The sequence below is a fragment of the Streptomyces sp. NPDC096048 genome, assembly GCF_044763415.1.
GTDB lineage: Bacteria > Actinomycetota > Actinomycetes > Streptomycetales > Streptomycetaceae > Streptomyces.
Map to the genome: position 1 here is coordinate 129,430 of NZ_JBIWGG010000007.1, position 12,923 is coordinate 142,352.

The 12,923-nt window shown below is 69.0% G+C and carries 11 protein-coding genes and 2 tRNA genes; 6 read left to right on the plus strand and 7 right to left on the minus strand.

The features are described 5' to 3' along the window. Window positions 1-75: 75 nt before the first annotated feature. The 3 genes from ACIQ6R_RS20575 to ACIQ6R_RS20585 all read right to left on the minus strand — a co-directional run bounded on the left by ACIQ6R_RS20575 (window position 76) and on the right by ACIQ6R_RS20585 (window position 3,102). Window positions 76-1,752 carry a long-chain fatty acid--CoA ligase gene (locus tag ACIQ6R_RS20575; protein ID WP_404222756.1) on the minus strand — a complete coding sequence of 559 codons (1,677 nt, stop codon included), beginning with the start codon at window positions 1,750-1,752 and terminating at the stop codon, window positions 76-78. Window positions 1,753-1,892: 140 nt separating this feature from the next. Then, entirely contained in the window at window positions 1,893-2,462 is a 570-nt protein-coding gene (locus ACIQ6R_RS20580; protein WP_404172695.1) for a SigE family RNA polymerase sigma factor, read from the minus strand. Between the two features lie 313 nt (window positions 2,463-2,775). Continuing rightward, window positions 2,776-3,102: a hypothetical protein gene (locus ACIQ6R_RS20585; protein ID WP_404172698.1), complete on the minus strand. Its 327-nt coding sequence runs from the start codon at window positions 3,100-3,102 to the stop codon at window positions 2,776-2,778. Between the two features lie 407 nt (window positions 3,103-3,509). Between ACIQ6R_RS20585 and ACIQ6R_RS20590 the strand changes: the two genes are divergently transcribed. Together ACIQ6R_RS20590 and ACIQ6R_RS20595 are read left to right on the plus strand one after the other, a co-directional pair. Beyond that, the gene (locus ACIQ6R_RS20590; protein ID WP_404222757.1) at window positions 3,510-4,376 is read left to right on the plus strand and encodes a bifunctional DNA primase/polymerase; all 867 of its coding nucleotides are present in this window, start codon (window positions 3,510-3,512) and stop codon (window positions 4,374-4,376) included. A gap of 130 nt (window positions 4,377-4,506) precedes the next feature. Continuing rightward, the gene (locus ACIQ6R_RS20595) at window positions 4,507-4,965 is read left to right on the plus strand and encodes a hypothetical protein (protein ID WP_404222759.1); all 459 of its coding nucleotides are present in this window, start codon (window positions 4,507-4,509) and stop codon (window positions 4,963-4,965) included. Here the strand turns inward: ACIQ6R_RS20595 and ACIQ6R_RS20600 are convergent. The 3 genes from ACIQ6R_RS20600 to ACIQ6R_RS20610 all read right to left on the minus strand — a co-directional run bounded on the left by ACIQ6R_RS20600 (window position 4,962) and on the right by ACIQ6R_RS20610 (window position 6,854). Then, complete coding sequence (locus tag ACIQ6R_RS20600) at window positions 4,962-5,654, minus strand: DUF4232 domain-containing protein (RefSeq protein ID WP_404222761.1); 693 nt, start codon at window positions 5,652-5,654, stop codon at window positions 4,962-4,964. The two genes, ACIQ6R_RS20595 and ACIQ6R_RS20600, sit on opposite strands and share 4 nt — an antisense overlap. 446 nt (window positions 5,655-6,100) lie before the next feature. Then, a complete protein-coding gene (locus ACIQ6R_RS20605; protein ID WP_404222762.1) occupies window positions 6,101-6,508 on the minus strand; it encodes a hypothetical protein in 408 nt (135 codons plus the stop codon). Window positions 6,509-6,767: 259 nt separating this feature from the next. Further along, window positions 6,768-6,854: transfer RNA gene (locus ACIQ6R_RS20610), tRNA-Ser, on the minus strand. 845 nt (window positions 6,855-7,699) lie between these two features. On the opposite strand from ACIQ6R_RS20610, the gene ACIQ6R_RS20615 reads away from it, so the two are divergent. The 4 genes from ACIQ6R_RS20615 (at window position 7,700) to ACIQ6R_RS20630 (ending at window position 12,622) form a co-directional block, all read left to right on the plus strand. Continuing rightward, window positions 7,700-8,932, plus strand: coding sequence for a tyrosine-type recombinase/integrase (locus tag ACIQ6R_RS20615; protein WP_404222764.1), 1,233 nt, complete (start codon window positions 7,700-7,702; stop codon window positions 8,930-8,932). A gap of 419 nt (window positions 8,933-9,351) precedes the next feature. Next, a complete protein-coding gene (locus tag ACIQ6R_RS20620) occupies window positions 9,352-9,696 on the plus strand; it encodes a hypothetical protein (RefSeq protein WP_269956800.1) in 345 nt (114 codons plus the stop codon). 86 nt (window positions 9,697-9,782) lie between these two features. Next, window positions 9,783-10,466 carry an ABC transporter ATP-binding protein gene (locus ACIQ6R_RS20625; protein WP_404222766.1) on the plus strand — a complete coding sequence of 228 codons (684 nt, stop codon included), beginning with the start codon at window positions 9,783-9,785 and terminating at the stop codon, window positions 10,464-10,466. Next, the gene (locus ACIQ6R_RS20630) at window positions 10,466-12,622 is read left to right on the plus strand and encodes a permease (protein ID WP_404222768.1); all 2,157 of its coding nucleotides are present in this window, start codon (window positions 10,466-10,468) and stop codon (window positions 12,620-12,622) included. The genes ACIQ6R_RS20625 and ACIQ6R_RS20630 overlap by 1 nt, the downstream gene beginning before the upstream one ends. Before the next feature lie 167 nt (window positions 12,623-12,789). On the opposite strand, the gene ACIQ6R_RS20635 is transcribed toward ACIQ6R_RS20630, so the two are convergent. Next, window positions 12,790-12,881, minus strand: a tRNA-Ser gene (locus ACIQ6R_RS20635). Between the last annotated feature and the right edge of the window lie 42 nt (window positions 12,882-12,923).

Genomic DNA, 12,923 nt, shown 5'->3' on the forward strand with positions numbered 1-12,923 from the left:
CAGTCCCGCTGGCCCTGTCTGTCCCGCTGGCCGCGTCAGTCCCGCTGGCCCCGCCCGTCCCGCTGGCCCTGTCGCTCAGAGCCGGGTGACGTCCAGCCCGCCGTCGGCGTACTGCCTGCGCAGCACCTTCTTGTCGAACTTGCCGACACTCGTCTTCGGCACCGCCTCGATGATCGTCCAGCGTTCCGGGAGCTGCCACTTGGCGATCTTGCCGTCCTCGGCGAGGAAGGCGCGCAGGGCCTCGAAGCCGACGCTCGCGCCCTCCTTGAGGACGACGGTGGCCAGCGGGCGCTCGCCCCACTTGTCGTCGGGGACGGCGACCACGGCGGCCTCGGCGACGTCCGGGTGGGACATCAGGGCGTTCTCCAGCTCGACGGAGGAGATCCACTCGCCGCCGGACTTGATGACGTCCTTGGCGCGGTCGGTGAGGGTGAGGAAGCCGTCGGGCGAGATGGTGCCGACGTCGCCGGTCTTCAGCCAGCCGTCCTCGCTGAACTTGTCGGCGGGGCGCAGCGGCTCGGCGCCCGGGCCGTTGTAGTAGGCACCGGAGATCCAGTTGCCGCGCACCTCCAGCTCACCGGCGGACTCGCCGTCCCAGGGGAGGCGCTCGCCGCCGGGGCCGGTGAGCCGGGCCTCGACACCGGCCGGGAACCGGCCCTGGGTGAGGCGGTACGCGAACTCCTCCGGGGTGCCGACCGCGTGGGCCGGGGGGCGGGCGATGGTGCCGAGCGGGGAGGTCTCCGTCATGCCCCAGGCGTGGCAGACCCGCATGCCGAGCGCGTCGAACGCCTCCATCAGGGAGGGCGGACAGGCGGACCCGCCGATGGTGACCTGGGTGAGGGAGGAGACGTCCCTGGGCTTGGCGGTCAGCTCGGCGAGCAGGCCCTGCCAGATGGTGGGGACCGCGGCGGCGTGCGTCGGCTTCTCGCTCTCGATCATCTCGGCGAGCGGCGCGGCCTGCAGAAAGCGGTCCGGCATCAGCATGTTGACGCCGGTCATGAAGGTGGCGTGCGGCAGGCCCCAGGCGTTGACGTGGAACTGCGGGACCACGACCAGCGAGGTGTCCTCGTCGGTCAGGCCCATCGACTGGGCCATGTTGACCTGCATGGAGTGCAGGTAGATGGAGCGGTGGCTGTAGACCACGCCCTTGGGGTCGCCGGTGGTGCCGGAGGTGTAGCACATGGCGGCGGCGGCACGCTCGTCCAGCTCGGGCCAGTCGTACGCCGTCGGCTTCCCGGCGATGAGGTCCTCGTACTCGTGCACCCGGACCGACGCCCCGTCCAGCAGGGACCGGTCGCCGGGGCCGGTGACGACGACGTGCTCGACCGACTTCAGGTGCGGCAGCAGCGGGGCGAGCAGGGGGAGCAGGGAACCGTTGGCGATCACGACGCGGTCGGCCGCGTGGTTCACGATCCAGGCCAGTTGCTCGGGCGGGAGCCGGAGATTGAGGGTGTGGAGGATCGCGCCCATGGAGGGGATCGCGAAGTAGGCCTCGACGTGCTCCGCGTTGTTCCAGGCGAGCGTCGCCACCCGTTCGTCGCCCTGGACCTCCAGGTCCTCGCGCAGCGCGTGCGCCAGCTGGGCGGCGCGGGCGCCGATCTCGGCGAAGGAGCGGCGGTGCGGCTCGTCCTCACCGGTCCAGGTGGTCACCTGGGAGCTGCCGTGGATCGTCGACCCGTGGGTCAGGATCCTCGATATCAGCAGCGGTACGTCCTGCATCGTGCTCAGCACGGTGTCCTCCCGGGGCGACATTGCCTACGCGGCGGTAAGGGTTGCGCTGATTCTGCGCACATACCGCGCGGTATGTCACTACTCCCGGGTGATCGATCAATGGGCGTTCCCCGGCAAGGTGTCCGGAAGGGGCACTCGCCGACGGCCGGCGGAGCGGTTCGTTACCGAACAATCCCCAGCTCAGGGTCCTCACGGAGCTTGCCGAGCGCCCGCGACACCGCCGACTTCACCGTGCCCACGGAAACTCCGAGCACTTCGGCCGTCTGGGCCTCGCTGAGGTCCTCGTAGTACCTGAGGACGACCATCGCCCGCTGCCGGGCGGGCAGCTTCATGATCGCCCGCCACATCGCGTCGTGCAGGGCCTGGCGCTCCGCGGGGTCGTCGCCGGCCGGGACGGGCTCCGGCTCCGGCAGCTCCTCGCAGGCGAACTCGTCGACCTTGCGCTTGCGCCACTGCGACGTCCGGGTGTTCAGCAGCGCCCGGCGCACGTATCCGTCCAGCGCGCGATGGTCCTCGATGCGCTCCCAGGCCACGTACGTCTTGGTGAGCGCGGTCTGCAGCAGGTCCTCCGCGTCGCTCGGGTTCGCGGTCAGCGACCGGGCGGTGCGCAGCAGCACCGGCTGGCGGGCCTTCACGTACGACGAGAACGACGGGTACGGGAAGGTCTGCGGCTTGGCCGGGGCCGAGGCCGTGGCAGCGTTCGAAGCGCTGGTGCAGACGGATGTGGTCATGGCTCAACGCTATGAGCGAGGCGGTGTCCGGCGGATCGGCCGCAGGTCCCGAAGCAGAGTCCGCCTCAGGTTGTAGGGGTGGTGCCGGCTGCACCTCCTGTAGGTGGACGAGGGGAGGAGAGGTACTGCGGGTTCCCCCCTGGGGGCTCCCCGGGGCCCCGGAAGGCGGCGCACCTCACGACATACGCGCGCGAAAACGCCTGGGCGGCGATACCGGAGTACCGCCGCCCAGGCGCCTTGCGACCCCATGAAGCACACCCGCACAGCGACTGAGGGACCGGGCGCGGGAGCGCACCCGCGCCGGTCCCTCAGCTCACCACCACAGCGGGGAGAAGCTCACGGCCACGTTCTCGTTGCCCTGATTGATCGCCGTGAACGCGGAGCCGTCGACCTGCGCGGTGTTGCTCTGGTTCGATGCCCCCGAACCGACCGCCTGCTGCTGCGTGGTGGACGAGTTGCCGTTGTTGTCCCCGCCGACGCCGCTGCCGAGGATGCCCGCGAAGGCCTCCGAAGCGGTCGCGTTCGATCCGTTGTCCGCGATGGCACCGTTGTCCGCCGTCGCCGCGCCGCTGAAGAGGGCGGCGGCGAGCGGAAGGGCGGCGACAGCGGCGACGACGCGGGCGGTACGGATGCTTGCCATGTTGTTCCTCCAGAACAAGTGCGCACCGGCTTGCGGCCGACAGCGCGAGAAGTACGTGAAGTAGAGCGGCAGTCGATCTGAAGTGGAGCCGAGTAAAGCCGAAGTGGAGCTTGTGCCAAGGCAGTTGGCCGACCGCCTCGACGCTGTGCACGACGTCGCGTGATCAGACTTGCCCACCGAATCCCCGGCGAACCACCCCGGAAGACCTGATTCGCCCTCAAGCGTGATGACAAGTCGATAAACCCCTTTGCTTCCCTTCCGTACCAGCTCAGGGCAGTGCGGACAGCTCCGCCCCAAGCGCCGCAAGAGGTGAAGCGTTCCGGCAGTTTTCTCGCCCGCCGCCCCTCCCCGGCGCGTCGTACGCCACCACCCTTCCCTTTTTCGAACGCACGTACGAAAATGGAGTCATGGCCACCACCGACCGGCAGGCCACGACGCTGGCCCTCGCACACGCCCTGTCAGCCGCCGAGCGCGGACTGGCCGTCATCCCCCTGTCCCGGACGAAGCTCCCGGCCCTCCGCTCCCCCCACCGGGACGACCCGGCACCGGCCCCCTGCCACGGCGAGTGCGGCCGCTTCGGCCACGGGGTCTACGACGCCTCCACCGACCCCGCCCGCATCCGCGAACTGTTCGCCGCAGCACCCTGGGCGACCGGCTACGGCATCGCCTGCGGCCTGCCGCCGCACCACCTCATCGGCGTCGACCTGGACACGAAGTCGGAGACGGACTCCTCGGCCGCCCTGCGCGAACTCGCCCTGCGCCACCTGTTCACGATCCCGCCCACCGTCGTCGTACTGACCCCGAGCGGGGGGCGCCACCTCTGGCTGAGCGGCCCGCCCGACCGCGTCGTCCCCAACTCGGCCGGCCGCCTCGCCCCCGGCATCGACATCCGCGGCGCCGGCGGCTACCTGGTCGGCCCCGGCTCCCGCACCCGGCACGGCGCGTACGCCGCCGCGCCCGGCACGGCCCACCTCGCCCCCGCGGCCTGCCCACCCGCGCTCCTGCGCCTCCTGCTCCCACCGCCACGCGCACACCAGCCAGCCCTCTCCACGACGGAGGCGCACGGTCAGGGACTCGTCCAGTTCGTCCTCGCCGCCCACGAGGGCCAGCGCAACACCCGCCTGTTCTGGGCCGCCTGCCGCGCCTACGAGGACGGCGTCGGCCCCGCCCTCGTGGACCCCTTGGTGGAGGCGGCCCTCAACACCGGCCTGGGCGAACGCGAGGCCCGCGCCACGATCGCGTCAGCGGCCCGCATGACGGGCCACCATCCCTGACACGACGCCCGGGCCCACACCAGCCGGGACGCACACCGGCCGGGCGCCCCTCCTCGACACAGAACACAAACCAAGACCGGAAACCGGAAACCGGAAACCGGAACCCCGACCCAAAACTCGAAAGACCCACATGCACGACCGCTCCAAAGTGCCGACCATGTCGCTGACCCGGGTCGTCATGTCCTCCGGCCGCAGCATCGACCTCACCGAGCTGCGGCTCACATCGACGTACGGCGGCCTGCTGGAGGGCTACCCCTGCCGCCCCGTCAACGACCTGCGCATCAAGGCGCTCCAGCGCACCGCCGAGCGGATGTCCCCCACCACACCGGTGCACCTCGTGCCGCCGCACCGCGAGTACCCGCACCAGTACGCGGGCTCCTCAGGCCCCGTCGAGTTGCTGCCGCGTGTGGCCTGCGTGGGCCTCTTCTCCTCCGCTGTCCTCGACCCGGCCAACGACCCGGCCCTCCACCGCTCCGGACTGACCGTCATCTGGTTCCAGCCCACCCCGCACATACCGGGCTCCTGCGACATGGAGGCCGCGCTGCGGGACGTCGACTGGGCGACCCTGGCCCGGGACTACGAACTCTAGGCCCGCGGCCGCGCGCCCCGGCCCGCCGTCTCGCCCTTCTGCCACGCCCGGACACCCAGCTTGCCCGTGGTGCCGAGGTCGAGGTTCGGCGTGACCATCACGGGGTCGGAGCCGGACTCGGCCCTGACCCTGACGTACGGCACGTTCACCGCCTCACCGAGCTGTGTGGTGTTGCGCCACGCCAGTCCCGAGACGGCGGACTCGCCCGGCTCCAGGGTCACCGGCCGAGGCGCCCCACCCCCGTCTCCCGCCATGGGAATGTCGTCGGTGCCCCGCAGGATGTCGATCCCGTCGACCGGCTCAAGGTCCTCGTCGAGCAACTGCAGTACCGGGTAACCCTCCACGGAGTACGTGCGACTGCCGCAGTTCTCCAGACGCAGCCCCACGACACGCAGCCCCATGGCCGCGTCCCCCTTGTCGGCGGTGAGACGCAGCCCGGACGGCGGGCAGGACCCCGCGGGCGCCGGCGCCTCGTCCGCGGGCACCCGCTTCACATCCAAGATCCGCACATGCTCCGCGCCCAGGCTGCGACCGCCCTGATACCCCACGTCCTCAAGGGTGCGCCGCACCGTCCGCCCCGCCCCCACGGACGCCACCGTCACCTCGGCGTTCGACATCGCCCTCCCCTGGTCGTCCACCAGGGAGAAGGTGATGGTGTACGTGAAGGGCTCGGCCTCCTGATTGGTCACGGAGTACGCGACCACACACGACGAGTCCCCGCCCCGGGGCTCATCCGGCAGGCCCGGAAGGCTGTCCGCCGTCACGGACACGCCGGGTCGCCCGCTCCCCCGAACACCGGGAGAGGAACTCACCCCGCCGCCGGCCCTCTCGACCATCCCGACGATCCGCACCCCGTCCCGCTCCTGCCCGGCCCCACCGGCACCTTCCCCGCCACCGGTACTGGCACCGGCACTTACGCCACCGGACACCCCCGCCCCGCACCGCCCCTCCGGCGCACTCGCTCCCCCGACTCCTCCCCCGTCCGACGCGGCGTTCTGAGTACCACAGGCACCGAGCAGAAGACCGGCGACGAGAGCACCGGAGACCACAAGCGGCGTACGGAGCTGGGGGATGCGCATCGCCCCACCTCACCAGCCCGCCCCCGCTACGGCCGTGGCGGAAGCCACACCTCCGGTCACAGCCCTGTCACAGCCCCGCCTCCTCGCTTCACGGAGGCGATCACGGCGCGGAGTGCGGAGGTCACAGCGAGGCTCCCCACCATGACCATCCCCACACCCACCACGAAGAGGCCACTGGAGTCGTCCGACCAGTCGTAGTAGGCGGAAGCGGTCAGACCGACGGTGACGCCGGCCACCACGCCTGCGGCATAGCGCCGGGAGGCCGCCCAGCACACCAGCACCAGCAGAGTCAGCACGAGCCCGATCACCTGCCATGCCTCGTACGGCCCGGTCGTCGAACCGTCGGCGTGCACATCACGCTGCTGGTCCCACCCCAGCCAGGCGGCCCACAAGGCCGACGTCACACCGGCCAGTACGAGACCCGACACCAACTGGGGGACGGGATTCGGTCGTCGTTGTTCCATGCCCCAAGCGTTCAGGAACGCCCACCCGGGCGACCAGAGCGCAAGTACTCAGACCAACCCGAGTACGCGAGACCGACCGCATCGGCCACCCGGGCGCCGCCCACCCGTTTTCAGCGACACTGAAGAGGCCGTCGACGAGGACAGCCATTTCCCCGTGCCCGATCGGCCGGGCAATCGCGGGTAACGGCGGTGCTCGGCGGGCGGCGGACACGGCGACGGCCCCCGACCGTAACGCCTGGTCAGGGGCCGTCCATCACCGCGGTGGGTGTGGGATTTGAACCCACGGTGACATCGCTGCCACGACGGTTTTCAAGACCGTTCCCTTAGGCCGCTCGGGCAACCCACCCACACACCGCCCACCAGGGACGGAGCGGGTACAGCGTACCGGCCCGGGGCGTCGCGCGGGGTCTGTGGTCCACACGGGGTCCACTGACTCCGTTCCGCGCCCCAAGCCCACTGCGCCAATCACCGACATTAGGTCCCAGCCCCGACGCTGGTAAGCCTAGAGCCGTACTGCCGGATCTCGCGACCTTCCAGGGTTGGCCACGAATACGGTCAACTGCGGATGACTCGTCCGGACGCGCACAGCGGGTCCGTCGGGGCGGGCGTCGCGGCGGATGAAGGTCGCGACTTCACCACCGGGGGCTTGGATCACCCAGCAGAGCTGATAGTGCTGCCGCAGGACCTCTCGCTTGGCGTTTTCGGCAGGGGTGTCGTCCAACGGTTGGCCTGGTCGATCGCGTAGCACGTTGATCTCACGGTGCTGGAGCATGCGCTGCCGAATCATGTCCGGAGACGCTTCCACGCCGTAGAGAGTGCCAGAGGCTGCCGGCGTCTGACGTAGCGCAATGTCGTCGAGTGGGCCGAAAACGGGAGGTCGGGCCAGCACCCACACACGGCGGCGAGCGGGCTGGAACAGCACCGGTAGGGGTTCGCCCGGCGCCGTGGCGGTGAGCCCCAGTAGCTACCCACGCTGTCAGTGCGACTGGCCGCGAGGCGCATGTACCAGTACCAGGGAGCCAAGGCAGAGAAGACAACGAAGCCGGTGGCTACTGTGGCGTAGAGACGGCGCCGCCTGAGCGCTGGAGTCCCTTCGGTGCGGAGGAGCAGTTGCCAGTGCCGCAGGGCTTGCCCGATAAGGGGCGCTAGTCCGCACATGCAGTACAGGACGTAACGGTCGACGTACCACGGATGTGCGAGCAGTTCGACACGGAATCCGGCCTGCCCGCCTCGGAGGTCCAGGCGCTGAACTCCACCACGTGGTACGCCCACACACGCGCCTATGCGGAGATGAAGTGGCCCGGCGCCTCGGCCAAGCACCGCGCAAGCATCGCTGACACGCTGGCCACCATCACACCGAAGCTGGTCAAGGACAATCGTGGGGCTCCGGCCCCGAAGGTCCTCCGTCTCGCCCTCTACTCGTGGGTCTACCGCTTCGTCCTCGGCGACGACGGGACGCTGAAGCCCCGTATCGACGTCGAGGACCCACCCGCCGACATCGTGTCGGCCCTGGACTGGATCAGCCGGAAGTCCGTCGACATCACCGCGCTCGACACGCCCTCAGTGGTGCGTACGGGACTCGACGCTCTGAAGCTCAAGCAAGACGGCACGGCCGCAGCCGAGAACACGGTGAACCGCAAGCGAACGGTCTTCAGCAACTGTCTCCGGTACGCGGTGGAACGGGAGTTGTTGGCAACCCTGCCCCTCGACAAGGTCGACTGGACCCCGCCCGAAACTGACGACGAGATCGACTTTCGATTCGTACCCGGCCCCAAGCTGGCGAAGGCGCTGATCGACGTTGTAGGCGAGCAGGGGACACGCGGGCGGCACCTGATGGCGTTCTTCGGCTGCCTCTACTACGCGGCCAACCGCCCTGGGGAGGCAGCCAATCTCCGGGAAGAAGACTTCACCTTGCCCGAAGAGGGCTGGGGAGAAGTTCTGCTGTCCACGGGCACGCCCCGCGTCGGCTCCGGGTGGACCGACACGGGCGAGTCGTTCGACACGCGCGGTCTGAAGAAGCGGGCCCGCAAGGCGACCCGACCTGTACCGATTCCCCCCGTCCTCGTGCGCCTGCTCCGCGAGCACATCAAGGAGTTCGGTACCGCTGAAGATGGCCGGCTGTTCCGTGCGGCCCAGGGCGGCGGCCTGCTGTCTAAGGAGTACGGAGAGCTTTGGAAGGCGGCCCGGCTCGCGGTGCTGACCGAAGCTGAAGCGGCTTCCCCTCTGGCCGACGTACCGTACTCCCTGCGTCACGCGGGTGTCTCGCTCTGGCTGGAGTCCGGAGTCTCCCCGGCTGAGGTCGCTCGGCGGGCTGGTCACAGCATCGCTGTCCTCTTCCGCTTCTATGCCAAGGCGATTCACCGGAACCAACAGCGCTCGAACGAACAGATCGAGCGGGCCTTGGAGGCTGCCGACAGCGCATAGGTCGAGTGACACTCCGACCACAGGCGCCACCCTCACCCCTATCGGAAGGGCCGCATATCCGGCAAATCCGTTCGATTCTCGCCAACCGGCGGGCTGCATCTGCTGGCGGGCTACCTGTCAGCGAACTGTCGAACCTCAGCACCCCTCCCAAGATCCGTTTCGGTGTGGCACGTCAACTCCACAAAGCGGGAGCACCCTTCACGCGTTATTCCGTTTCCTTCAGAGTCTCACCGAAGTATCCGAGCCAGTCCGGCCAGGAGCTCGGGTCGACTTCCAGTCATCCCCTCGCAAACTCACGGCTTCCTGAGCGTCACCTGTGTGATCGTTGCGGCTGCTGGGACGACGGCGGGGCCGTGGCATGGCGCTGTGTCACGGCAAGTCCGCCTGTCACCAGGAACATGACCAAGGAGGGGAAAGAAATGAAGAGAGCCAAGATCGTCGCCGCAACGTTGCTCACCGCCGCGCTCGCGGTGCCCACGGCCACGGCTGTCGCCGCTGACGCCTACGGTGGTGGCGCCCACGCCTGGTCGCCCGCCGGCGGCGACAACGGGAAGATATCCGTCAAGGACAACAGCAAGGACGGCGACCCGGTCAAGGCCGAGTACTACCGGACGGCCAGCCCGGACACGAAGCGGACCCTGTGGAACCACAGCGGCCCGGGAACGACCGCCACCTCCGGCGACGGGTCCAGGATCTACAAGTTCAAGGCATGCGACGAGAACTACGGCAACCCGGACGACTGCTCCGGGTGGGTCATCCCGTAACGCGGACGCCCACCGACACCCCGCCGCACCAGCCCATCCCGGCTGGTGCGGCGTTCCCCTGTTTCTGAAACAAGAGGCCAGATTCTGTGAAACCAATCGATTCGTCCGGGCTCCAGGTGAGTGGCCTGCGCTATCAGGTCGACGGCCGTACCCTCCTCGACGGTGTCGAACTATCTGTCGCGCCCGGCGAGTCGGTCGCGGTAACCGGCCCCAGTGGGTCCGGCAAGTCGACACTGCTCATGTGCATCCTGGGCCTGATCAAGCCGCAAGCAGGCACCATCACCGCCGGAGGCCGGGAGATCACCGGGCTCGGGTCCGCTCGGCTCGCGCAAGCGCGGCGCGACACTCTCGGCATGGTGTTCCAGTTCGGCGAACTCCTCCCCGAACTCAGCCCGGTGGAGAACGTCGCGTTGCCAGTACTGCTCGACGGGGGCAGACACCAGGACGCCTACCGGCGCGCAGAAGAACTCCTCGGCGAACTCGGCGTCCCCGTCGGTTCCACCCCCACAGGAATGCTCTCCGGGGGCGAGCGCCAGCGCACCGCCGTCGCCCGCGCTTTGATCACTGAGCCTGCCGTCCTCCTGGCTGACGAACCCACCGGTGCCCTCGATCCTGAGGCCAAGGAAGGGGTCGCCCACCTCCTCTTCACCACCGCCCGCGACCGGAACTGTGCGCTGCTCCTGGTCACGCACGATCTCTCGGTCGCCGACCGAGCCGACCGACGGCACGAGCTCCACGGCGGGATCCTGGCCGAAGTAGGAGCGCTCTGATGCGTACGCGCATGCGCACTGCAGGCACACTGATCAGAATCGGCCTCGCCGCCAGCCGCTCCAGCCCTGGCGACCGGCTGCGCCGGTGGGGTCTGTTCGGCGCCTCGTTCGCCGTCGCCTTCGTCGTCCTGGCGACCGTGGCCACGTTCGCCACTTATGACGGCCGAGAAACCCGAGCGGACGCCAGAGGGCCGGTGATTACCGACAACAAGCACGCCGCTCTGCTGTACCGGGAGGGTGCCGACTCCATCGGCGCGCGGCCCGTATCCGTCGTGTTCGTCCACCCCCTCACCTCCAAGGCCCCGGTCCCGGCCGGCGTCACCCGCTGGCCCGAGCCCGGCGAGGTACTGCTGTCTCCCGAACTCCTGCGCACCGGAGACTCGGAGGGGATCCGCACTCGCTACGGTTCGTTCGCCGACACCATCTCCGGCGACGGCCTGGTCACTCCTTCCGAGCGAATCGCCTACGTCCGGGTGACCGATGCACCACCGACGAGCGACCATCGGTGGCTGCCCGTGGCTGCGTTCGGGGGCAGCGGGGGAGCGACTGGAGAAATGGTCGATCAAGCTCCAGTGACATCTCCGCTCACGGCGATGTGGGCACTGGCGGGCGTGCCCGCTCTCGCCCTGGCTGTGATCAGCGCGCGGGTCGGCTCTCGCTCCCGGGACCGACGCAGCAGCCTGCTGCAAGCACTCGGCGGGACGTCGCGGCACCGAATGATGGTCAACATCGGCGAAGCTGCGTTCCCCGTGGCATGGGGAACCCTCGCCGCGTTCGTCCCCTACGCCGTCGCCTCTCTACGCGACATCCGCCTTGGCCCCACCGGATACATCCTCGATCACCGCGATGTATGGGGCGCCTGGCCCACGGCGGCAGGGGCGGGAGTCGTCTCTCTGCTGGCCGTGGTGACTATCGTCGTGGCCACCCACCGCGTCCGCCGAGACGGCAGGTCCACCCGCCCGACCTCGTTCACATCACGCGTTCCGGCGTGGCGCCTGCTTGCGTGTGGAATCGGCGTCGCACTGGTCCTGTCCAGCCAGTACGTGCCCCGCAAAGCGCAGCTCATCGTGTTCACCAGCGGAACCGTCGTGATGTGGGCATTCCTGTCCTCCGTCGTGGCGCTCGCCACCCGCCATCTGGGGGCCTGGCTCGCCGAAGGCGGCAGACGCCGGGGCCACGCGGGACGCCTGATCGGCGGCCGGTGGACACACGCTCATCCCGGAGTCATCGTGCGCCTCGCACTGGCCATGGTGATCGGCATCGGGATCGTCGCCCAAATGCAGGTATGGACCAGCCGACTCGGCGAGCACTCCAAGGCGGCTCACGCTACACATCAGCGCATCAAAGACACGGTGATCGAACTGACCACCAGTGGCATGACCTCGGCGCAGACCGAACGATTCCGCTCCTCACTACCGTCCGGATCGCTTCTACTGACCCGCACCATGCACGATCCTGGCCCGCCCAGAGATCCATGGGTGTCGATCGAGGGCTCCTGCCATGACCTTCGCTCCCTGCACGTGAGCTGCTCCGGAGACACCAGCCCAGCGGGAACGAGCGCTCAGGTGGAAGAGCTGCGCCGCTGGTACGGCGACATCAAGTTCACGCAAGCCTCCCAGATCACGGTGAGGCCGGACGGCACGCAGTCTCTCCTTGTCGTGACACCTGCACCAGGACACCTCGCTGCGGTGAAGAAGGCCGCGTACACGCTCCCAAACCCGTCGGTGCAAGTCACCGAGCTGGGCGGAACATGGCTGGGCTCCTCAGGGACCCGCCTTCCGAACTGGATCCAGCTGTTCGGCGTTACCGGTCTTCTCTTCCTCCTGGTCGCCGGCGCCGTGAGCGCTGCGGCGGAATTCGTCCGTATCCGCCACGCACTCGCCCCGCTGTCCGTCCTGACCGGCCGCCGCCACGTGTTCCGTTCCGTGAGCTCCTGGCACCTGACCGTCCCGCTCTTGATTGCCACGGTCGTGACCGGCGCAGTAACGGCATGGCACTCAGTGTTCTTCATCGCCCTGGTTCAGGAGGGCTCCGTGTCCTGGACCGTCCTGGCCGCCGGCATCTCAACCTGCGCTCTGGTTTCTCTCGCCGTCGGGTTCCTCGGCGCCCGCGCGGCGGCGCGAGAGGCCGACCAGTGGAGGCCCGCAGCCGACTGAGGAAGGGGGTGTACCAGTGGCTCGCGTCCGCCGGTTCCTGGTCCACGCCTGGTCCACACACACTGATCCACAACGCGACACGACCGGATCAACGTGAGACAGGACCGATGTAGAAGGGGTGCCCCTCATTGCGGGACACCCCTTCTGACCAGCATGTCTCTGGCCTGCCGAGGCGGTGGGATTCGAACCCACAGTGACGCTTGCACGTCACTACGGTTTTCAAGACCGTTCCCTTAGGCCGCTCGGGCAACCCACCCCGCGCCGGTCGTGATCGACGGCGCGGGACCAGGGTAGCGGGTCG